Raw genomic sequence first — 20,886 nt, 5'->3', positions numbered from 1 at the left:
AGGAGCAGGCATGAAAATCAGTACCGATCGCATTTTGACAACCCATGTCGGCAGCTTGCCGCGCTCCAAACCGGTGACCGATTGTGTCTTCGCCCACGAACATGGCGAAGAACAGGATCAGGCAGTTTTTGCCAAAACGATCCGTAATGCCGTCGCTGATGTTGTGAAGAAACAGGACGAAGCTAGGGTCGATATCGTCAGCGATGGCGAGATGAGCAAAATCTCCTATGCAACCTACATAAAGGACCGAATTACCGGTTTTGAAGGCGACAGCCCGCGTACCCCGCCTTCAGACCTGGAAGAATTTCCCGGATTTCTGGAGCGACAGGCATCAAGCGGTGGCACACCAACCTATACCCGCCCATGTTGTGTCGGACCTGTGGCAGTCAAATCCATGCAACCGCTGCAGGATGACCTTGATAATTTCAGCGCCGCTCTGGAGAATGCAGATGTTGCTGAGGGTTTTATGAACGCGGCATCACCGGGCGTGATCGCTCTGTTCCAGCCCAACAGCCACTATGCCACGCAGGAGGAGTATCTTGAGGCTCTCGCCGAAGCTATGCGGCCAGAATATGAGGCCATCGTGGAAGCCGGATATATCCTGCAACTCGACACGCCCGATCTCGGTCTCGGCAAGCATATGATGTTCAAGGATCAGCCAGAAGAAGACTATGAACGCCTAGCCATGCGCCATGTCGAGGCACTAAACCATGCGTTGCGCAACGTCCCTGCCGACCGGGTGCGGATGCATATCTGTTGGGGTAATTATGAAGGGCCGCATCATCACGATGCGCCGATGAGCATGGTCATGCCGGTTGCGCTGAAGGCCAAACCGCAAGGGTTGTTGTTTGAAAATTCCAATCCGCGTCACGGGCATGAATGGGCCGAGATTGCCGAAATGGATATCCCGGATGACAAGATCCTGATCCCCGGCGTGATCGATAGCACCACCAACTTTATCGAGCATCCCGAATTGGTTGCGCAAAGGATTGAACGGTTCGCCAATATCGTGGGCCGGGAACGTGTAATCGCTGGCACCGACTGTGGTTTTTCAACCTTCGCCGGATTTGGTGCGGTGGATGAGGATATAGTTTATGCGAAGCTAGCAAGCATGGCGGATGGCGCGGAGATCGCTACCGGGCGGCTTTGGAACTAGGTTCGGGATTGCTCAAATTCGTGCCAGGCCGTTTCCAGCGTTTCGATATCAAACCCGTCCTGTTTTGCCGGCGCAATGATGATCTGTTCCGTCGCTAGCAGCTTGTCGATAGCGGCCTGCAATTCCGGCATAATTTCTGGCGGGATGACAAGCGCGCCATGCTGATCGGCATGAACCAAGTCGCCCGGCCTAACTTTCATTCCGAAAATCTCCACAGGACATTCCAATTCCTCAACGCGGACAAAGGCATGACTGGGGCCGACAGAACCAGCGATAACAGGAAAACCCTCCTGATGATCGTCGAGATCACGCATCACACCGTTAGTAACGGCACCCGACAATTTGAGACCCTTGTGCACGACCGTATGAACCTCTCCCCACCAGGCTGACACGCAATTGGGGCCATCAACATCTTCTATAACGCAGAGAGCGGGCCTGGGACCGTCCGCCATGTATCGGAAATAATCCAGTCGGCGTGCCTTGATAATTTCCGGCGATTCTGTTGGTGGATTTTTCCCGGCAATCTTCGCCGTTCTTGCATAGCCAACCATCGCCTTCGCGCCGTTCATCGCTGCCTGAAAAGTTCCCCGCGTATAGTCGTCAAAACCGCGTTTGCCCTGCGCTACTTCAATCGAATTGCAAATCGTTGGCGTATCATAACGGGCGAGTGATTGGATAAAATTTTCATCTGGCGTCATCATCATATCCTATAAAAATGTGCAGCGTTATCATGGAACATGGCCTGACGTTCGTCATCTGAAAAACCTTCGGTAATCTTCAAATAAGCACCCATGACATCGCCATAGCTCGCATATAATTTGTCGACCGGAAAATTGCTGCCAAAGGCGACGCGGTTCGGCCCGAAAATATCGATAACACGCAGCACATGTTCCCGGATCGTGTCGACAGTCCAACCATGGTCGAACATGCCAAATCCGGATATTTTGCAGATCATATTCTCGTGACCGGCAAAGGCTTCAAGACCGTTTTGCCATTGCTCGATACCGTCCATCGAAAAATCGCTTGGGCTGCCGCAGTGACAAAGAGCCAGCGGTGTTTCGGGGATCGAACAAAATAGTTTAGCGGCCACATCCATAAGCGGCGGAGTAAGCTGTAGATCAAAAGACAATTTGCGTTTGGCCAGCAACCTTAAGCCGGCGGCAAAGGCCGGATCCGATAGCAAAGCCGAAGTGCCGGTCTTAGCGTCTTCTTCAGCACTGCGCCCGACAATCTGGCGAACACCGCGCAGGTTTGCGGCCCTGGTATGGGCATCCAGTTGTGCCTCAAGATCACGGCCAGTCAAATCGGCAAATGCGACAATTGCGTGCGGGAAGCCACCTTCATCTGCGACGCTTTGTAGCCAGAGCGTTTCGTTGATCGCGTCTTTTTCTTGCACACCAACCTGGATATGCACCGATTTTACTATGGGCAAATCGCCCTGATCAGCGGTGAAATCAGAGGTCAGATAATTTTTCTGAATCGGCTCAGGATCACCAAAAAAGCGCCTCACACCGCGTTCCATCAACCAGGGATAATGGCAATGGGAAAGGTCCCAGAGATGGTGGTGCGCATCAATGATCCGCGCCGGTGCCGTCATACGGACAACCGGGCGGTCTCGATTTGCCGGTGGACCGCAACGTCATCCCAGATGGTGGTTTCTTCTCGGACACGGCCATTTATCACGCGAAAATGACTGACTGCCAAGATCAGGACGGGGGCAGTGGTTGGCGCTCCATAAATCCCGTCGCCACTATGCGTTCCGGCCAATGTCCAGCGTACTGCTATATCGCGCGCCTCTCCCAGATAGGGAATGTCTGCAATATGGTCGACGCGGATTTTGGCATCAGGAAAGGCATCCAGAATTTTCTGATGATAGGGCGAAACTTCATCCGGGCCGTAAAAGTCCCTTAGTCCCGGATATCGCGCACCAACACGATAATCATAATGTTCCGGATAGGCTTCTTGATTGCGACTATTCCAAATATCTCTGATATATCGCGCTACAAATTCTTGCGCTTCCTGCGAAGCTGAATTGTCCGGCAATTGATCGGTATCGGCGCCCTGAACAGCTTCATGCTCAGCCGTGTGAAAGTCGATCAGCGAGTTGTTGGCGGCGATGTCTTGCTGCGCCAATTTACGTGCAGTCTCACCAACATCAAACCCCAGTTGCATGACCGCTGCCGAATAATCGCGCACCAGCCATTCTTCATAAATCTGATTGTCGCGGCAGGCACAGTCGGCAATAGTCATCACACGAACCTTTTTACCAGTCGCGGGGCCAAATTCAGAAGGCCCCAAGTTAGTCATCTTGCTGGTAATGAGATGCGAGGAATAAAGCCCTGCTTCTCCGTCTTCCGACCAGATCACATTGTCTGCATCCAGCCTCCGGTCCGGAAATGCCTCCAGTGTTGCATGGGTATTATCGACCACAGTTTGTGCGCCCACAATATCCCCCGACAATGTATGGATCAGACAGTTTTCAGTATAATATTTCAGGCACAAATCAACCTTGCGTTCATGCCATATCCGTTCGGTTATGCGGATAATATAATCGGGAAAGTCGACAAATTCGTCATCAAAACCGGGAAGATCCATTCGCCGCCCGGGAACGGGGTCAAGCATCTCGGAAATGTCCGTAGTGGCGACATGGGTGATTGGAAATTTGCTCATTGTGCGGTCCATCCTCCGTCGACGAGCAAGCTATGCCCGGTCACCATCGAAGCACCATCGCTGCAAAGATAAAGCACGGCTGCAGCAACATCTTCCGGTTGACCAATTTTCCCAAGCGGGATCATGCTTTTAACGAAATCTGCAAATTTTGGATCGTCGAGCATTGGCTTAGTCATTGGCGTTTCGATGAATGTTGGTGCAACGGAATTCACGCGAATACCCTTTGGTGCCAGTTCAACCGCCATTGCCTTGGTTAACCCCTCTATCGCATGTTTGGTCATGCAATAGACTGTCCGGCCCGGTGATCCGACATGCCCCATTTGCGATGTCATATTCACGATAGAGCCACCCTGCCCCATTTTCTTTGCCGCCTCCCTTGCAATCCGGAAGGTTGCGCGAACATTCATATCAAGCATTACATCCAGATTTTCATCGCTTACCTCAACAAAAGGCTGCGGCCGGTTGGTGCCAATGTTATTGATCAGGATATCGAGCGATTGTAGCGCAGCAATTTTCTCGAGAAATGCATCGCTGGTTGCATCTTCCGCCCAAATCGTCCCTTTGTCTCCTAGTTGCGTACCAAGACTGTCCAGATTTTCAGATGAACGAGCCACCGCAATCACATGGGTACCGGCCTCGCAAAGTGACAAAGCGATAGCTCGACCGATTCCTTTGCTTGCACCAGTGACGAGTGCGGTTTTCCCTTCCAGAGCAGTCATAGCTTTCTTTCAGCTTATAATTTGCCGCGAACAACCAAAAAAACGACGTCGCCTGATGATTTATTGGCGAAAGACCGTGTCGATCCCGGTGTGATTGTGGCAGTGTCGCCCGCGCGAACAATTGTCTCCTCACCAGCTGTCTCTATTGTCAGTTCGCCGTCATGAACAAACAGCACCTCGGAGCCCTCAAACGCATAGGAATCAATTGATTCCTGTTCACCAAGGCGGGTTTGAATGACCTCAAACCCGTGCGGCCAATTCAATTCACCGTCTTCGGCAATTAACTTGCGATTTCGGCTGACTGATTGTTCTGAGAAAGTACAACAGGCCCGCAATTGCGCTTCGTCGAATGTTTTCAGCTCAGCAACTTGCTCACCAGTGGTAACCGGCATCGGCTTCTTGTTGGCGGGAACGACATCACCTTCATTGGTATCAATCAGGCTGCCATCTTCGAGAAGAACAAGCCCATATTTTTCGGCCATCTTGAAAACTTCTGGAGCCCAGAGCACATGACCAGGATCATCTCTACCAAGCACGGCCCACAGAAACCCCATGTCATCGCCGATGTTTTCGAAGCCTCGAAAGACGTGGGTCGGAATGGATATCAGATCACCAGGCTTCAAAGTGATCCGGGCATCGTCACCATGCTCCCCAAGGTCGAAGGACCAGGTCCCCTTGTGCACGAAAAACACTTCCTCGGTTTCATGGCTATGCTGTGAGTTGACGCAGCCAGGCGGTTGACGCGCTGCGCCAATGTTAAAGCCATGCGGTTCGGCGATATGGACATGCTGGTCCGGGTTCTCCGAGACGCCGGGGCCAATTATGGTGAAATTCTCTTTCTGATCCGATCCAGGTGTGCGGGTGTCAATGAAGGCATTGTAACACGGAATCAGCTCTTCATATCGAACCAGTTGAACCGGTGAGCGCTTCTCTGAGCCTGATTCATTTTGAGAACGGACTGTCATGCTTTACCCTCGTTGAGACTGCGATTTATTGGCTTTTTTGCATCCGAAGTCAAATTAAATTGAAAAGATTTTTGTAAAGAAATAGGCTGGTTGTGATAGTCAGAAATCGGTCTTAGGCTAAAAGTCGAAAAATGATTGCATTCGAAGTCATTATTCGATGAGATAAGCTGTATCGTTGCTAATGGGAGAATGCGTTGAGCATGGAATTACAAAAGGCAAAGCAGATTGTAAGAGAATATCAGGACGCATTTGACCGGGCAGGATCGGCCGGCCTCTACGATGTTTTGTCTGACCATGCCGTGCCAGAATATCAGTGGCGCGGAATGCATCCATTTTCCGACAAAGATGATGCGAAACATGCGGTAGATGCGTTCTGGACCCCGCTGCACAGCGCTTTTCATTCCTTGCAACGCCGGGAGACTATATTTTTTGCCGGACAGAATGACGTTGACGACGGCAGCTCCACCTGGGTTTGCAGTAGCGGACATTTCATGGGACTATTCGATGAACCATGGCTAGGCATTCGGCCGAACCACAAACTGACCATGCTGCCATATGCCGAATTTCACTGCGTAGTGGATGGCAAGATCAAAGAGACAGCATTTTTCTGCGATATATTGAGCGTTATGCAGCAGGCGGATCAATATCCGTTGCCGCCGCAAATGGGTTCAGACATTATCAAGCCTGGTCCAAAAACAAATGACGGCGTCCAGAATGAACCGGTGCCCCCTGCAGAGGCCAGTCGCACCATGCAGATCCTCAACCAGATGATTGAGGACCTTGATCGGCTCAACAAGTCAGGTGAGGATAGATGCCCGCCGGAATATCTAGCGCGAAGCTGGCATGAAGATATGGCATGGTACGGACCAACCGGTATTGGCTCAACCTACACGATTGAGCGATATCAGCAGCAGCATCAATATCCTTTTCGGGAAGGCCTGACTGACAAGGTCTATAACGGCCATGTGGCAAGATTTGCCGAAGGGAATTATGCTGGATTCTTCGGCTGGCCCAATCTGAACAACCGCCTGTCAGGCAGCTTTCTCGGCATGCCGGCCGGTCTTGGCCGAAGCGAAATGCGCGTCGTTGATGTCTATCGCCGCGAAGGCGACAGACTCTCCGAGAACTGGGTATATATTGATCTGTTACATTATTTCTTCGTGCAAGGTCTCGACCTGTTGGAGCGCAATCGTCAGATGCAAGGGCTTTAAATCCGATAGTTGGTGCACGGAGTTATACCGGGCCAAACCCCAGAGTGTATTCAATTGGCAAAAAAAGGGAGAGGTGAAACACCTCTCCCAAATTGGAAGGATCGCTTGCCTTTGATCCTTCCACCCCCTGTTTAACTCAGTCCCCCGGTCGAGGACCGGAGTGCGATTATCAGAACCGCGCTTTCAGACGCAGTCCATAATTTTGCGGATAGAGGTAGGAAGACTGCAGCAAGTCGTCCCCGCCATTATTGTTACTCCGCGACAGAACTGCTTCATCTTCAATATTCTCGATAAAGGCTTCGATAGAATAGTTCCGATCAGGCGAGTCCCAAACCAAACGTATGTCGGTTTTCGTATAACTGCTCTGGAACGCGGCTGGATCAATGGCGAACAAATTCGATGTTCCAAATCCATCACTATAATAGAACTGGACATAGGGTGTAAGGAAACCAAAATCTTCACCCAGATCAAATTCATAAGAGCCGGTCAGGGACACTGTCAGATCGGGTGAGAATGTTGGTGTTTCTCCTGACAGATCGACAAAGGTAGTCGTGGTGCCATTGTTCAATTGATAAGGACTTGTTTGACCAAATGTTCCAAACTGCACATCCTGCCAAGCGGCGTTCATCGCCAAGGTCAACTCTTGCGTTGGTCGATAAACCGCTTCCAATTCCACACCATAGGCTTCGATCGAACCGCCGTTTTCACTAAACGTAACACCGATTCCGGTATTGGGATCAATGACCTGGAACTGCGACAGAAGATTGGAATATTCCGTATAATGTCCCGCGAGGTTGAAGGTCAGATCGCCATCAAACAAAATGCTCTTCAGGCCGATTTCATATACTTGCGAATCTTGCTGATCAGTCGTTGAACCATTGTTGTTTACAACACCAGACAGAAAACCTGTTGCCGTGTTGGCATATAGCAGCACGTCATCAGCGACATCAAATTCAATGCCGACTTTATAATCGACATTGTTAAAGGTCCGGCTGGCCGTATTGGCACCAGCCGCATTCTCATTGATGAGGAACACATCGCGGCTATCAGGAAGAATTACGGGAGACGAACCAGCCGCCCCTGGAACGACTGTCACAGGGCCGTTGGTGGTAAAATTGCTACCGCCGCCGGTCAGTTCCTTCTTCTCTGAACTGTACCGAATACCACCGATGATACGCAACTGATCGGTGAGTTCAAACTCTGCTTGTCCATAGATACCGAATGTTTCGATATCCAAAAACGCGCTATCTGCAAAAAAGCCATTGAGACTGCGGTTCAAGCCAACAGTTGGCGTTGCCGTCAAAACAGGCAATGACAAAGGATTGCCCATTCCATCCAGAACCGGATTGCCCGCATTATCCAAAACCGGAGCTACTACACGCGGGAAAGCGGGGTCGCGAACCGTCTGGTTGTAGATCGAGAAGCTATAAAAAGTGTCTTCTTTGGAATAATAAGCGCCTGCCGTAAGGTTAAACGGCCCATCAAAATTGGTGTTGAACTGCAATTCTTGGCTATAGGATTCCAGTGTTTCATCAAAGCCGCCAATGGCATGTGGGTTCGGCCCGAAATCAAAATCAAACCCAAACAGGTTCTGGAAATCCGTGTAGGAGCTGATCGACTTGATCGAGACAGCACCGAGGTCAAGATTGGCTTCTAGCGACACAACCGTCTCTTCCAAATTCACATCAGGCACATAGTCCTGCGCGATGGTGTGCGGGCCAGAGCCAGGAGCACCACTATTTGCTGCTGGCCCCAGGCCTGCAGAACCGCGGTTGGGATTGGCACAATCGCGCTCTGATCCAAAGGCATCAGTGTGACCCGATGGAGTTACATTCCGGCAAAGGAAGGTGTAACCAAATAATCCTGCTTCGCGCCCATCTTCAGCCGTATGTTGCAGCCTGGCGATCAGATTGAAATTGTCGGTGGGCTCCCAAAGCGCGCTAATCCGGAAACCTTTATCATCCTGCTGACCAATATCTGGGCCGGCAAGATTGTTAATGAAGCCATCGCTTTTCTGGATATAGCCGGCATAACGCACAGCAAATGTATCGCCTAGCGGAACATTGATGAATCCCTCGGCTTTGACGCTATCGAACCGCTCGTAGCCAACCTCTATCCCTGCTGAGAAGTCTGTGAGGTCCGGCTTTGTGGTGTGAAGGTTCAGCGCACCGGCAAATGTATTACGGCCATATAAAGTTCCTTGCGGACCTTTCAGGAATTCAACCCGTTCTACGTCAAAAAATGCCCGTGTTTGCTGCGATGCCCGTGCTTTGTAAACGCCGTCTACATACGCGCCGACGATTGAGCCGTTATCTGCGAAAGTGTTGTTCGAGTTCGCGCCGCGAACATTGAATTTCGCATCGTTGCCCGAAAACGCGTAGTTAACACCCGAGACCAAAAGCTCCAGCCGGGACGCATCGGTAATGCCGGCCTTGTCGAGTGCTTCTGCATCAAAAGCCTGAATAGAAAGACTGACATCCTGGATGCTCTCTTCTTTCTTGTTCGCCGTAACAATGATTACATTGCTGTCTTCGGCGCCTGCCTCATCTTGTGCATATGCCGGAGCAAAGCCTCCGATGGCCAACGCACTACCTGACGCACCCAGCATTAATTTCTTTGTAATTGATATAGCCATACGACTCCCTCCCTAAATTTATGCAAACGCTGTTTGAAATTTTGATATCCACAACCGTGCAATATGGCAATAAAATAATGACTTCGAATGCAAAATGCTGAGATACTGTTGCTGATTTGCCAGATTTGAAATATTATTGTTAATTATCAATAATATAAATTAGGCAGAAATTTCTGTCTATCTGATACACTGGAAGCGTTCCGATTGGATATTGAATGTAATGGTGCATGCGCATGCAATTTTTTTGAACCACTTGATCAGTATATCACTGGTGCCTTGCAATCGGCAGTAGCTTTGTTGATAGAAAGGCTGTCACAGCTACGATATGCCGGTACAGCGGCGAGGGGTAACCAAAGACATGGCGGATATTGAGAAACGTAGAGGCAAGCCCGTCACATCCTATGATGTTGCAAAAAAGGCTGGAGTGTCTCAATCTGCTGTCTCTCGCTGCTACAAGGCCGGAGCGTCAGTTTCTGCAAAAACGAGAGAAAAGGTCAGGATAGCCGCAGAGGAGTTGGGATACGAACCCAACGCGATTGCAAGAAGTCTGATCACCAAACGTTCAAATTCTGTCGCCGTGATTATTCCCAATCTGACCAATCTATATTATCCTGAAGTCCTTGCCCAACTTGGTCAGCGGTTTTCAAAACGCGGTATTCGCGTATTGTTGTTCGCGCTGGAAGCAGAGAGCGATGCAGAAGATGCGCTGCAACAAATCTGGCAATATCAAGTCGACGGGGTGATAGCCGCCGCCAAACTTTCCGAAAAGCAAATCGCCGAATTTTCGCGTCGGAAAAAGCCTCTGGTTTTCTACAACCGGCATTCCAACGATCATAGTGCAAGCGCAGTATGCTGCGATCAAGCAGAGGGTGCTGAAACGCTTGCAACTGGTCTGGTTGAATCCGGGCATAACAGCGCAGCTATTATTTGCGGTCCGCCAGATTCTGTCGTCGGACAAGAGCGAGAGCAAGCAAGTGAAGCACGCCTTAGAGAGCTGGGAATTACCGATATCGTCAAAATCGATGGCGATTTTTCTTATGAATGCGGGGCTGCCGCAATTGACAAAATACTGGAAAAACATGGAAATATTCCCGATGCCATCATGTGCGTGAATGATATGAGTGCGATTGGCGTGATTGATTCCCTGCGTTTCGAGCATGACCTGAAAGTGCCGGATGATGTTTCTGTCGTTGGATTTGACGGTGTTGGCCCTGCAAATTGGCTAAGTTTTGACCTCAGCACCGTGCGCCAACCAGTTGGGCGCATGACTGAAGCCGCTGTAAACATGCTGATAGAACGTATTGAAAACCCGGAAATCGCAAATGAGAAAAGAGTGTTTTCTGGTATTTTGATGGAAGGGACTTCCGCTCGCCTTTCTTGATGTTGCTTCTAGGAATTCTGACCATATCGCAACTGCCCGCTTTCGGGACAAAGCGGACGTCGGCCGTCTACCCTTTCACATAAGGAAAATTATCGACCGTTCTCTTAAGTCTGATAAGCGCCCCAAAATCCGACGTCCGATGGATTCCGCTTTATCCCGAAAGCGGACAATAGCTTCGGCGTTCACTTGTCAGTCAAATTGCTACCTGATAATGAGCAATCTGACAGTATGCGGACGCCGCCCGGGGTAAATTGCAGTTCGTGCTTAGGGTGTAGAAATCTATGCTTGGAAAACACCCAAGAGATTTTCTAGAATAGCAACTATTTCATTGCGTTTGTCCTCATCTAACGCGTCAGGATGCGGTGCAGTGAATATGCCTCTGTCGTTATCGAAATATTTGCCGTTTGCATCTGCAAATTCATCCGTCATGGCAGCGCGCGTTAGAATATCGGCGCCAATACGGAGATCACCTCCGTTCACTCCATAAGCATCTTTCACCATTTTGCTGCCCAGCATAGAAGCAGGGTTTACGGATATAATTATCGGACCACTATCTCCAATCTGTTGCGTCAGAGCAAACGACCACATTGTAAGAGCAAGCTTGCTCTGCGCATATGCTTCCCCATCCGAAAGCTGACGCTTTCCCCGAAGTGCGTCCAGATCGACAGCAGCTTGGGCTGCAGAAGACAGATTGACGACGCGAGATTCGACTCCAAGTAGCGGCATAAATTTTTTCGTCAGTAGATAGGGTGCGAGAGTGTTCACTACAAAACGGACGTCCTGTCCGTTATCCAAGATAGGGTCAGCAATATGAAAAACCCCTGCATTATTGATCAATACGTCAAGTTTCTTTTGTTTGACAATTACTGCTTCAGCCAAAGCAGCTACATCGGATAGGTTTGATAGATCGGCTACATGGGTCTCGACAGTGCCGTGGCCGCTCAAAGCCGAGACAGCATCTGCAACTTTCTCTAACTTTGCTGGATTGCGGCCATGGAGGAGCAGATCGGCTCCTTCAGTCCAAAGCCTTTTTGCCGTTTCCAGCCCTATGCCATCCGTGGCTCCGGTTATCAGAATGGTTTTTTTCATAACGACTAGTTTTCCTAACTAATAACGCACCAAGGTGCGGCTTTCGATGCTCATTCGTGGCCTCGTATCATGCTTTCCATCCACTACGTCCAAAGCGCTATGGGCGATGGAGGGCTGACCCATATTGTCATAGATATTGAAATAGGCGACTTCATCTGGCGTCATATGGGAGTTGTATACCCATAGATGCGCCGAATTGGCGACGAGACCCATTATTTGCCCTATACGGTCGGGATAGATCAGGTCAATCAACCGCCAATCCTTGGTTGCGACAGATTTCGGCAAGACAAAGCCGAGCGGTGCACTGGTTATCGGATGTTTCACCGGGCGCCAGAGGTTGATGAATGCAAAATGTCCAGCTTTCCAATTCTCTGCCTGATGCTCACCGACAATGTCACGGAGCCGTTGATGAGCCCCTTCAGGACTGTAGTCGCTGTGCACATTGCGCGCGGGTTGGCGGCCGCTATCCGGATCATCAACCCGCACAGTATGGTCGAATATCAGCACTTCTTTAGCGTCGATTTGTTCTTTCAAGAATTGAGTGAGTTCAGCGTCGTAGATTCCTCGCCAACTCTCATCTTCATCAAACTCGACAATCTGCGATGGGTTCCGAACGAAAGCTATGCTGTCGGACGCGAAACGGACATCCGCTTCGCCGGTACGCACGTCGCGGACATGAACCTGGGCCACTTCATGCTCGGGAGCAATTATCTTGCCCGTCACGCCGTCGGCATCAATATAATAAGCAGGGCGCTCATCGTTCACGCGATGATAATTAACTCGAGCTTGCATAAGCATGGATGATCCTCAGGGCTAACGACGACGAAAAACGCAAAGTTCTTCGCCGCCTTCGCAATCAATTGACGTCCTGAACGCCTACAACTACGTCTTCCCAGCTACGCTGGTTATCCATATCGAATTGGGCAGCATTTTCATCGGCCCATGCAAAACGTTTGATCGCCGGCGTCTGGCTAGTGGCTTGGTAAAGCCAATAGGCTTCAGCCTTCAGCGCCTCGTCAATCGGTTTGTCGATGGATTCATAGACAGTCTGTTTGCAGGCGTTGATGGATTCCGCAGGCCATAGCGCAATGCGTTTCGCCAAAGCTTCAACATAAGGACCGATCTCATCGGGATCGAGGGCCTTGTTGATTGTGCCATAGGCTTCGGCCTGATCGGCATCAAAATCCTTTGCGCCCAAAATAATCTCCAGTGCCCGGCCGAGTCCGGTCTGGCGGGCCATGCGGGAAGACCCTCCGCCGCACGGCAATATGCCCATGCCCACTTCCATCTGCATGAACTTGGCTTTGCCGCGGGCTGCAAAACGCATGTCACAGGCCAGTGCAAATTCATGGCCGCCGCCGCGGGCAAAACCCTCGACCTTGGCAATGGTCGCCTGTGGCAGATTGCTGATGCGTTCCAGCACCCGCTGCAGATCGAGTAGCTCTACTTCATTGCGGGGAACTGCGGTTGTCGATATGTCTTTCAGGAAATTGGTATCGGCATGAGCGACGAAAATCTCTGGATTGGCGGACTGAAATACGACCACTTTAATCGTCCGATGCGCTTCCAATTGTTCGGCCAGCTGATCAAGATCGGCAATCATCGGCAACCCCTGGATATTGACGGGCGGGTAATCAAACGTGACCCAGGCGATGCCATCTTCAGCCTTGATATTGAATGTGGTGTATTTCTCGTTGTTCATTGCATTTCTCCATTCGCGGTGATTGCAGTGAAGATATCATTGCCAAATTCGATATAAATAGCGCATATTAGAATTTACTATTCGCTTTTTGGATATAATGAATGGATACCGACGCAGTCCGCCTGTTCGTTTTGGCAGCGGAAAAACGGAACATCAGCGCGGCCGGGCGGGCATTGGGTCTGGCTCCAGCGGTTGCCAGTTCAAGGCTCGCCAAATTGGAACGGACTTTTGGCGCCGATCTTTTGCATCGTTCAACCCGCAAAGTGTCTCTATCTGCTGAGGGTGCAGACTTCTTGCCTTACGCTCGGGAAATATTGGCACAGGAAGATGCGGCGCTTGCTGCGATGGGGCTGACCAAGGCGGAGCCTTCAGGGCTGTTACGCTTTGCCGCCTCGAGCACCTTTGCGCAGCTTTATATCATGCCGATCCTTCCTGAATTCCATCGGCAATATCCCGAAATCACCCTGGATATGCGGCTGTCTGACACGCGCTTTGATCTTATCGAAGGTAGTTTTGATCTGGCTCTACGCAATCAAGCACTAGATGACAGCAGCTTCAAGGCCCGCAAACTATGTGATGATACGCGGATATTATGCGCCTCTCCGGATTATCTCGCACGGCACGGCAGGCCTTTAAAAGCCGCTGATCTGACCACCCATAATCTCATCGCTTTTCAGAAACAGACCGCCCGGAAACTCGTGGCACAAAATGGTGACAGTCATGTCTTTGATCCAGGCGCATCTGATTGTCGTCTGATCGTGGATGATGGTCTTAGCCAGAAATTGGTTACGCTTGCAGGAGCGGGAATTTCGATGAATGCCGCGTGGCTGGTTCATCGAGAAATTGCCGAGGGATCGCTGATACGGGTGCTCCCGGATTATCGGATTGATGATAAGGCAGCCCTGTGGCTCGTTTATCCAAAGTCCAATGTGTTGACGGCCAAAGTACGCGTGTTCATTGACTTTTTGGTTGATCGAATTGGCGGGATGACATGGCCGGCTGGCTAGAAGCAGTTTTTACAGCTGGAGGACACCGGTCATATCTCTACATTTCAATCTCAAGAGCGATCATCACAATACTGCCCTCCACGCGAAGCTTGACTCATATGATACAAATATCATATAAAAATATGTGATTAGTATCATATGGGAGAGGTTTCATGTCATTACGATATGCAATATTAGTTGCCCTCACTGACGGACCTAAAACCGGCTATGACGTGGCCAAACAGTTCGACAAGTCGACAGGTCTGTTTTGGCGTGCCCAGCATTCCCAAATCTATCGTGAGCTGCGAAAGCTGAAAGAGAAAGGCTTCGTCAAATCGGAAGAGGTCGAACAAACCGGCAAGCCCAATCGCATTGTCTTTGAGATTACCGAACCGGGACGTTCGGATCTTTTCGACTGGTCTCAATCTCCTTCGGAGCCGCAGCCGATGAAAGATGATTTTCTGGTGCAACTTTATGGAATCGAGTCGGTTAACCTAAAGGCACTGCGGGAGAATCTGTTTCTGCGACTGGATCGGCATAAAGATCGCCAGATGCAATATGAAGCGATTCACAACAAAATTGGCAAAGCCCAGTCACTGGCGGATTTGGGGAGGAAACTGGCCCTGGAAGTTGGCGTAAGAAATGAACGGGAATGGGCCAGTTGGTGCGCCCATGCTTTGGAAGAATTGAGCGAACAGCGCGTCCAAGAACTAAGTTCAGTGATCCCCATCAAACGAGCTGAGTCGTGACTGGCGCAAACTGCGTTACAAAACGGATCGCGAAATATGGAGGAACCAAATGAATAAGCTAATTTTATGGTCTGTCGGTCTCGCTTACATCATCAACGGACTGGTGATGTGGTTCGCCCCGCAATGGTGGTATGACACCGTACCTGGCATCGCCCAGATGGGTTTGTATCATAAGCATTTCGTTCGCGATATCGGTATCGCCTATGGGGTGATGGGTGGCGGCATATTATGGGCATTCCGTGATGCTTCGGTCGGGATGTTCGCCTGTATCTGGCCTGCTCTCCATGCAATCTATCATATCGCCATTTTCTTCCACCGAGGTATGTTGCTTGACGATGTATCAGCGACCAATTTTCTGCTGATCCAGATTCCCGCATGGGCCAGCCTGTGGGTCATCTGGAATTTACAGAAATCCAAACAAAAAACCACTGTAGCGCTCTAAAAACAAATTAGCTCTCTGGAGTTCTATCTTGCCACAACATTTGGAATAGCCAGTTTTGCGTAGATCGTCGTAAACAAAAAAGGCGGCCGGTTCCCCAACCGACCGCCTCGTTTGATCCAACGGGAGAGAAGGATCAAAACTTGCCGCGAAGCGTCAAGCCAAACATGCGCGGTTCTTGAACAAATGCTGACCGCGAACCGGAGCGCAGCACCGTGTTGAACGTAACACCGCGCGTCACTTCATTGGTCAGGTTGGTCACCCAGGCCTCAATACCCCAAGCGTCGTCAATGTCACCGATACCGGCACGCATGTTGATCTTGATATTGCTGTCTTGAATATCAAACGGGTTCAAAGCTGTCGCTGCTGCGGCGGCCTGAACGCTTCCGGCTGCCGTAATTTGCGCAGCATTTGGAACCAAGCTGGCCTGCGTTGACGTCCGGCGATCACTTTCCATACGGATTTGGCCGTTCACGAAGAACTTCAGGCTACTGCCCAAATCACGATCATAGGTCGCCCCCATGATACCCACCCATTTCGGAGCATTGGTCAACGAGTTGCCGCATAGATTGACAACATTCGGAGACGTTAGCGTACCCGCACAATTGCCCGGATATCTTGCATCCGTGTAGGTCAATCCACCATTGATTGTAAAATTGTCATCCGGACGGATAACCGTTTCAAGTTCAACACCCGTCGATTTTGCAACCGGCACGTTAAACGTTCTGAACTGCGCTCCGGTAAATTCCAGAACCTGAAAGTTGGTAAACTCCTCATGAAATCCAGCAACGTTTAAAGTTACAGCATTATCAAGGAATTTGGCTTTCAGGCCAACTTCATAGGCATCAACTTCTTCCGAAGCAAAGCGCGGATCAGCGCCACCAGCTGCAGCCGTGGAGTCGAGGTTGAAGCCCCCTGATTTATAGCCATGCGTGAAGCTGGCATATATTGTGACCGGTGAAGCAAATTCGTAGCTTACCTTACCAGTATAGATCAGCTCTTCATCGCTAAACGTTGTATCGAACGGACGCGGCAGCGGGAATGCAATCGCATCATTGCCGATAGCCGGTGCGGTAAAGGCAAAACAACCTAATCCCAAAATGCTACCAATCAGATCGGGTACAGCGTTACCCGCGGCAACTTGACCCAATGTAGCTGGGCACAGATTGTTGTTGATGCCAGGTTGGCTGAACGAACCATCCTTGCTCTCGTCAGAATAGCGCAAACCAACAGTCAGTTTCAGACCATCGGCTACTTCCAACGTGTTGTGTGTAAAGATCGACCAGCTTTTGCTGTTTTGGGTATAAGCATTGGCGGTCTGCACAGTTGACGGATCGACGCCGGTCAAATTCTGCAACGGTGTCGCGCCAAGGAAGGTGGCACCGCCTGCGTATAGTGGGCTCGCCGGGTTCAGCGTGGCGCCGCCGGTGCCAGCGGCCAACAGGGCACCAACTAGACGATCATAGTCTGCACCCAAACCGAAGTTAGCGGTCTGGCTGATGTCTTCGTCCGAGTAATAGGCACCGACAAGCCAGTCGAGGGCACCGTCAAAAGCTTCGCCTTGAACACGCAATTCGTGGGTCATGGTGTTGATTTCTGTTCCACCACCAAAGCCGAAGTCGGGGATGACGTTGAATACATCTATGCCAGAGAAATCGGAGTCATAAGCATTCCGTGCTTCAAATTCCCGATAGGAGCCAATGTAGATGAGATCGGCATTGTCTCCCAATGGGAATTCCAGCTCACCTGTTATGCCCCATTGGCTTATCTTGCTGTCGGATGGGAAGCTTTCTGTTGATAGTCTGTCATCCACTGCAAGTTGGGCATTTCCGGTATCAAATGGACTTGTCGCTGCGTTAACGCCAGCTTGCCCGCCGCGCAGACCAAGTCCTACAGCGGCAAACAGGCCTGAGGTTTCAACGCCGGAACGCAGAAGCTCAACGGCGCTGCAACAACTTGCCGTGCTCTGTGAATAGTCAGCAATCAAGCGCGCCTGAATGCCGCTATCACTTTCGAAGCCAAGTTGCCCGCGAACAAGATACTGATCTGTTTCATTGGATTCGGCGATCTGGTTGCCCGTGCTGTCAACGACATCCACAAATCCATCGCGCTGCCGATAAGCGCCGGTCAGACGAAATGCGAGCGTATCCTCGATAATCGGCGCATTGATGGCACCCTGCACGCTGATATGATCAAAATTGCCATAGGTCGCGTTTACGAAGCCGCCAAATTCATCCAGGTCTGGACGCTTGTTGGTGATATTCAAAGCACCGGCCGAAGTGTTGCGTCCGAACAGGGTGCCTTGTGGGCCACGAAGGACTTCGACACGTTCGACGTCAACAAACTCACCAAGCGCGACGCCTGGGCGGGACTGATATGCGCCGTCGACAAAGATGCCGACCGCGGATTCAAAGCCGATATTGTTTGATGTGGTACCGACACCTCTTATGCGCAGCACAACCGTACCCGATGCGGTTTGCGCATTGGAGGTTGAGAAGCTTGGGGAAACGCTGCCGATATTCTGAACGTTGACAACGCCTTGTTGCTCCAACTGAACCGGGCTAACCGCCGTCACAGCAATCGGAATATCTTGCACGTCTTCGGCGCGGCGCGTCGCGGTCACGATGATGACATTATCATCAACTGTTTCTTCAGCACCTTGATCTTGCGCGTATGCTGGCACTGTCATGGCACTCGTACACAGTGCTGCCATAAGGACGCGATTCAAACTCTTCATAATCATTCTCTCCCGTTGAACTCTCCGGCGCCTGTCATTTATCCCTATAAAATGGGGAGGGGATGCTGAACTTATTGCGTCGGTCGCAGGACACAGGTCGTTTAATTAGACCGCTAAATCAAGCTGATATCGGCGGATCGACACAGAAAAAGCCGCGCAGTGGCAAAAATGATACAATGTAAAATGACAGATTTCAGTCAAAATCAACGCTCAAAACACTATCTGTGGTATATTTGATGCGTCCTGCATACCATCAGGCGGAGTCTGTGAATCCGGCGCACAAACAGGTAGCTGAAACAGGCTTCATCGCAAGACTGGAATATCGCGTAACAATTTCTAAGCATTGAGCTTTTCTGGGAACTTGTGGTCAACTCGCAAACATTGCAGCGACGCGGCACGGTGCCCCAAAACCAATCAGGAAGAGGGGATTTCCAGCGCGCCTTGACGATCAGAAATTTGGTCCACTGCGGTTATACTTGCATAAGTGTTTTAACTGGGCCATTAAATCCCGACGGGGAGGGAGATGGAGATGATACGCAATTTTTTGACGCTAACGGCAATGGGTGCGCTGATGGCCGGTTGTTCCGGTGACACCGATACGCAGGAGAAAACTGGCATCGCGCTCGCCCCGGGCGAGACGCTTGAGCAACCCAATCCTGACCGCAATGTCTATTTTGGCGACCTCCACATTCATACCCGCAACAGCTTTGACGCCTATATTTTCAATGTCCGCACAACACCGGAAGATGCATATAAATTCGGCATAGGCGAGGGTATCACCCATCCGTCCGGCTATGATCTGAAACTCGAAGGTCCGGCGCTGGATTTCATGGCGGTCACCGATCATGCAGCTTATCTGGGCCACTTACCGGCAATGGACACCGAAGGCACGGAAATTTCAAAGCTTGAGATGGCAAAGGATATGTTCAGCACGGATCCTGATAAAATTATTGCCGCCTTCCAGCTGATTGGTGGATCGGTTCGCGACGGCCGAAAAATGGATGGTGTTTACGATGCCAAAATCATCGGAGACGTGTGGAAAGCCACTGTCGATGCGGCAGACAAATATTATAAGCCGGGTAAATTCACGACGTTCGCCGCCTATGAATATACCGCCACGCGGGTGACGCAAGGCGAAGGCGGTGGTTTTGCCGGCGGAAATCTGCACCGCAATGTCGTATTCCGCGATTCCGCCCCCGACATGCCCTTTGGCACGCTGGAATCGAGCAACCCAGAAGATTTATGGTCATGGATGGACGAACAACGCGCAGCCGGGATTGACGGACTTTCGATTCCGCATAACAGCAATGTGTCGGACGGCGAAATGTTCAAGCTGGAAACCTATAATGGCCAGCCGCTGACCAAAGCCTATGCCGATCAACGCATGCGCAATGAGCCAATTGTCGAGATCACACAGGTCAAGGGCACATCAGAAACCCATCCGTCCCTCTCACCAAATGATGAGTGGGCGGATTTCGGCATTTACGAATATCTGCTGTCTTCACAGATCAAGTCCAAGACAAGCAGCGGCGACTATGTCAGGCAGGCTTACGCCAATGGCTTGATGCTGGGAGACAAAATCGGCAGCAACCCGTTTCAATTCGGCTTGATTGGATCTACCGACACTCATGTCGCCGGCGGATCATTTGACGAAAAGAATTTCTGGTCCAAAATCGGCGTCGTTGATGGCACGCCGGAATCACGAGGCTCCGTCCCGCCGGGCGGCAAGAAAAGCTGGGAAGGCGTAACGGTCGATCCGCGCGCGGCGAGCTGGTTCTCACGCTGGGGCGCATCCGGCTATGCGGCAGTCTGGGCCGAAGAAAATACCCGCGAGGCGATATTTGACGCGATGCGGCGCAAGGAAACTTATGCAACCACCGGCACCCGGATAAAATTGCGCTTCTTTGGCGGTTTTGATTTTGATGCCGCCATGCTGGATGATCCGGAAATGGTATCCAAAGCCTATAAGGATGGCGTTGCCATGGGCGGCGACCTGGTTGGTGAGGACAAGGCTCCCGGGTTTATCGTTTGGGCTATGCGCGACGCGATGAGCGCACCCTTGCAGCGGGTACAGATCGTCAAAGTCTGGACTGATGGCGGCAAGACCAATGAAAAGGTTTTTGATGTTGCCTGTTCCGATGGCGGATCAGTCGATCCGGCCACTGCGCGCTGTCCTGACAATGGCGCGACAGTCAATCTGTCTGATTGCTCCATCTCGACCAACAAAGGGGCGCCGGAACTCAAGACATTCTGGCGCGATCTTGAGCATAAGGCGGGACAACGCGCATCCTATTATGTCCGGGTGCTGGAGAATCCCGTTTGCCGCTGGTCAACATGGGACGCGATACGCGCAGGCGTACCGCCTAACCCGGCCTTGCAAAAAACCATTCAGGAACGCGCCTGGTCTTCACCCATCTGGTATGTGCCGACCAAGGCCTGATTGACGG

The 20,886-nt window shown here is 51.0% G+C and carries 17 protein-coding genes; 7 read left to right on the top strand and 10 right to left on the bottom strand.

All coding sequences use genetic code 11. The features are described from left to right. The first annotated feature begins 10 nt into the window (after nucleotides 1–10). A complete protein-coding gene (locus tag DK507_RS09445) occupies nucleotides 11–1,156 on the top strand; it encodes a cobalamin-independent methionine synthase II family protein (protein ID WP_109356103.1) in 1,146 nt (381 codons plus the stop codon). On the opposite strand, the gene DK507_RS09440 is transcribed toward DK507_RS09445, so the two are convergent. From DK507_RS09440 to DK507_RS09420, 5 genes are read right to left on the bottom strand one after another with little or no spacing between them, the layout of a single operon-like run. Then, complete coding sequence (locus DK507_RS09440; RefSeq protein WP_109356102.1) at nucleotides 1,153–1,854, bottom strand: RraA family protein; 702 nt, start codon at nucleotides 1,852–1,854, stop codon at nucleotides 1,153–1,155. The two genes, DK507_RS09445 and DK507_RS09440, sit on opposite strands and share 4 nt — an antisense overlap. Before the next feature lie 2 nt (nucleotides 1,855–1,856). Then, entirely contained in the window at nucleotides 1,857–2,753 is an 897-nt protein-coding gene (locus DK507_RS09435; protein ID WP_216822370.1) for an amidohydrolase, read from the bottom strand. Beyond that, nucleotides 2,750–3,826, bottom strand: coding sequence for an ester cyclase (locus DK507_RS09430; RefSeq protein ID WP_162558985.1), 1,077 nt, complete (start codon nucleotides 3,824–3,826; stop codon nucleotides 2,750–2,752). Before DK507_RS09430 ends, DK507_RS09435 begins: the two co-directional genes overlap by 4 nt. Then, nucleotides 3,823–4,545 carry an SDR family NAD(P)-dependent oxidoreductase gene (locus DK507_RS09425; protein WP_109356100.1) on the bottom strand — a complete coding sequence of 241 codons (723 nt, stop codon included), beginning with the start codon at nucleotides 4,543–4,545 and terminating at the stop codon, nucleotides 3,823–3,825. The genes DK507_RS09430 and DK507_RS09425 overlap by 4 nt, the downstream gene beginning before the upstream one ends. A gap of 14 nt (nucleotides 4,546–4,559) precedes the next feature. Beyond that, complete coding sequence (locus DK507_RS09420) at nucleotides 4,560–5,510, bottom strand: cupin domain-containing protein (protein ID WP_109356099.1); 951 nt, start codon at nucleotides 5,508–5,510, stop codon at nucleotides 4,560–4,562. Nucleotides 5,511–5,710: 200 nt separating this feature from the next. Here DK507_RS09420 and DK507_RS09415 point away from each other — a divergent pair, with 200 nt between their 5' ends. Continuing rightward, the gene (locus tag DK507_RS09415; protein ID WP_109356098.1) at nucleotides 5,711–6,721 is read left to right on the top strand and encodes a polyketide cyclase; all 1,011 of its coding nucleotides are present in this window, start codon (nucleotides 5,711–5,713) and stop codon (nucleotides 6,719–6,721) included. A 169-nt stretch (nucleotides 6,722–6,890) separates the two neighbouring features. Here DK507_RS09415 and DK507_RS09410 read toward each other — a convergent pair whose 3' ends face one another. Further along, a complete protein-coding gene (locus DK507_RS09410; protein WP_109356097.1) occupies nucleotides 6,891–9,356 on the bottom strand; it encodes a TonB-dependent receptor in 2,466 nt (821 codons plus the stop codon). A 358-nt stretch (nucleotides 9,357–9,714) separates the two neighbouring features. On the opposite strand from DK507_RS09410, the gene DK507_RS09405 reads away from it, so the two are divergent. Further along, nucleotides 9,715–10,737, top strand: a complete 1,023-nt coding sequence (locus DK507_RS09405) for a LacI family DNA-binding transcriptional regulator (protein ID WP_109356096.1) — start codon at nucleotides 9,715–9,717, stop codon at nucleotides 10,735–10,737. Nucleotides 10,738–11,016: 279 nt separating this feature from the next. On the opposite strand, the gene DK507_RS09400 is transcribed toward DK507_RS09405, so the two are convergent. Genes DK507_RS09400 through DK507_RS09390 form a run of 3 tightly spaced genes read right to left on the bottom strand, consistent with a single transcriptional unit; the run spans nucleotide 11,017 to nucleotide 13,528 of the window. After that, entirely contained in the window at nucleotides 11,017–11,826 is an 810-nt protein-coding gene (locus DK507_RS09400) for an SDR family NAD(P)-dependent oxidoreductase (protein WP_109356095.1), read from the bottom strand. Between the two features lie 18 nt (nucleotides 11,827–11,844). After that, the gene (locus DK507_RS09395) at nucleotides 11,845–12,624 is read right to left on the bottom strand and encodes a CmcJ/NvfI family oxidoreductase (RefSeq protein WP_216822369.1); all 780 of its coding nucleotides are present in this window, start codon (nucleotides 12,622–12,624) and stop codon (nucleotides 11,845–11,847) included. 58 nt (nucleotides 12,625–12,682) lie between these two features. Then, nucleotides 12,683–13,528 carry an enoyl-CoA hydratase/isomerase family protein gene (locus tag DK507_RS09390; protein WP_109356094.1) on the bottom strand — a complete coding sequence of 282 codons (846 nt, stop codon included), beginning with the start codon at nucleotides 13,526–13,528 and terminating at the stop codon, nucleotides 12,683–12,685. Nucleotides 13,529–13,629: 101 nt separating this feature from the next. Here DK507_RS09390 and DK507_RS09385 point away from each other — a divergent pair, with 101 nt between their 5' ends. The 3 genes from DK507_RS09385 to DK507_RS09375 all read left to right on the top strand — a co-directional run bounded on the left by DK507_RS09385 (nucleotide 13,630) and on the right by DK507_RS09375 (nucleotide 15,705). Then, nucleotides 13,630–14,535: a LysR family transcriptional regulator gene (locus DK507_RS09385; protein WP_109356093.1), complete on the top strand. Its 906-nt coding sequence runs from the start codon at nucleotides 13,630–13,632 to the stop codon at nucleotides 14,533–14,535. 152 nt (nucleotides 14,536–14,687) lie between these two features. Next, nucleotides 14,688–15,263: a PadR family transcriptional regulator gene (locus tag DK507_RS09380; RefSeq protein WP_109356092.1), complete on the top strand. Its 576-nt coding sequence runs from the start codon at nucleotides 14,688–14,690 to the stop codon at nucleotides 15,261–15,263. A 49-nt stretch (nucleotides 15,264–15,312) separates the two neighbouring features. After that, on the top strand, nucleotides 15,313–15,705 hold the full coding sequence (locus tag DK507_RS09375; RefSeq protein ID WP_109356091.1) for a hypothetical protein: 393 nt from the start codon (nucleotides 15,313–15,315) through the stop codon (nucleotides 15,703–15,705). Between the two features lie 133 nt (nucleotides 15,706–15,838). Here the strand turns inward: DK507_RS09375 and DK507_RS09370 are convergent, their stop codons facing one another. Further along, on the bottom strand, nucleotides 15,839–18,439 hold the full coding sequence (locus DK507_RS09370) for a TonB-dependent receptor (protein ID WP_254054318.1): 2,601 nt from the start codon (nucleotides 18,437–18,439) through the stop codon (nucleotides 15,839–15,841). A gap of 529 nt (nucleotides 18,440–18,968) precedes the next feature. On the opposite strand from DK507_RS09370, the gene DK507_RS09365 reads away from it, so the two are divergent. After that, nucleotides 18,969–20,879: a DUF3604 domain-containing protein gene (locus tag DK507_RS09365; protein WP_109356250.1), complete on the top strand. Its 1,911-nt coding sequence runs from the start codon at nucleotides 18,969–18,971 to the stop codon at nucleotides 20,877–20,879. Nucleotides 20,880–20,886 lie beyond the last annotated feature (7 nt).

Origin of the sequence: Sphingorhabdus sp. EL138, from assembly GCF_900258045.1 — a bacterium.
In the GTDB taxonomy this organism is placed as follows: Bacteria; Pseudomonadota; Alphaproteobacteria; order Sphingomonadales; family Sphingomonadaceae; genus Parasphingorhabdus.
The sequence above is the reverse complement of the archived record's forward strand: the minus strand, read 5'-3'. Positions and strand labels throughout refer to the sequence as shown.

What these genes read in the sequence shown, in the direction of transcription:
- DK507_RS09445 (WP_109356103.1), top strand. Translation starts at nt 11, where the DNA reads ATGAAAATCAGTACCGATCGCATTTTGACAACCCATGTCGGCAGCTTG.
- DK507_RS09440 (WP_109356102.1), bottom strand. Translation starts at nt 1,854, where the DNA reads ATGACGCCAGATGAAAATTTTATCCAATCACTCGCCCGTTATGATACG.
- DK507_RS09435 (WP_216822370.1), bottom strand. Translation starts at nt 2,753, where the DNA reads ATGACGGCACCGGCGCGGATCATTGATGCGCACCACCATCTCTGGGAC.
- DK507_RS09430 (WP_162558985.1), bottom strand. Translation starts at nt 3,826, where the DNA reads ATGAGCAAATTTCCAATCACCCATGTCGCCACTACGGACATTTCCGAG.
- DK507_RS09425 (WP_109356100.1), bottom strand. Translation starts at nt 4,545, where the DNA reads ATGACTGCTCTGGAAGGGAAAACCGCACTCGTCACTGGTGCAAGCAAA.
- DK507_RS09420 (WP_109356099.1), bottom strand. Translation starts at nt 5,510, where the DNA reads ATGACAGTCCGTTCTCAAAATGAATCAGGCTCAGAGAAGCGCTCACCG.
- DK507_RS09415 (WP_109356098.1), top strand. Translation starts at nt 5,711, where the DNA reads ATGGAATTACAAAAGGCAAAGCAGATTGTAAGAGAATATCAGGACGCA.
- DK507_RS09410 (WP_109356097.1), bottom strand. Translation starts at nt 9,356, where the DNA reads ATGGCTATATCAATTACAAAGAAATTAATGCTGGGTGCGTCAGGTAGT.
- DK507_RS09405 (WP_109356096.1), top strand. Translation starts at nt 9,715, where the DNA reads ATGGCGGATATTGAGAAACGTAGAGGCAAGCCCGTCACATCCTATGAT.
- DK507_RS09400 (WP_109356095.1), bottom strand. Translation starts at nt 11,826, where the DNA reads ATGAAAAAAACCATTCTGATAACCGGAGCCACGGATGGCATAGGGCTG.
- DK507_RS09395 (WP_216822369.1), bottom strand. Translation starts at nt 12,624, where the DNA reads ATGCTTATGCAAGCTCGAGTTAATTATCATCGCGTGAACGATGAGCGC.
- DK507_RS09390 (WP_109356094.1), bottom strand. Translation starts at nt 13,528, where the DNA reads ATGAACAACGAGAAATACACCACATTCAATATCAAGGCTGAAGATGGC.
- DK507_RS09385 (WP_109356093.1), top strand. Translation starts at nt 13,630, where the DNA reads ATGGATACCGACGCAGTCCGCCTGTTCGTTTTGGCAGCGGAAAAACGG.
- DK507_RS09380 (WP_109356092.1), top strand. Translation starts at nt 14,688, where the DNA reads ATGTCATTACGATATGCAATATTAGTTGCCCTCACTGACGGACCTAAA.
- DK507_RS09375 (WP_109356091.1), top strand. Translation starts at nt 15,313, where the DNA reads ATGAATAAGCTAATTTTATGGTCTGTCGGTCTCGCTTACATCATCAAC.
- DK507_RS09370 (WP_254054318.1), bottom strand. Translation starts at nt 18,439, where the DNA reads ATGAAGAGTTTGAATCGCGTCCTTATGGCAGCACTGTGTACGAGTGCC.
- DK507_RS09365 (WP_109356250.1), top strand. Translation starts at nt 18,969, where the DNA reads ATGATACGCAATTTTTTGACGCTAACGGCAATGGGTGCGCTGATGGCC.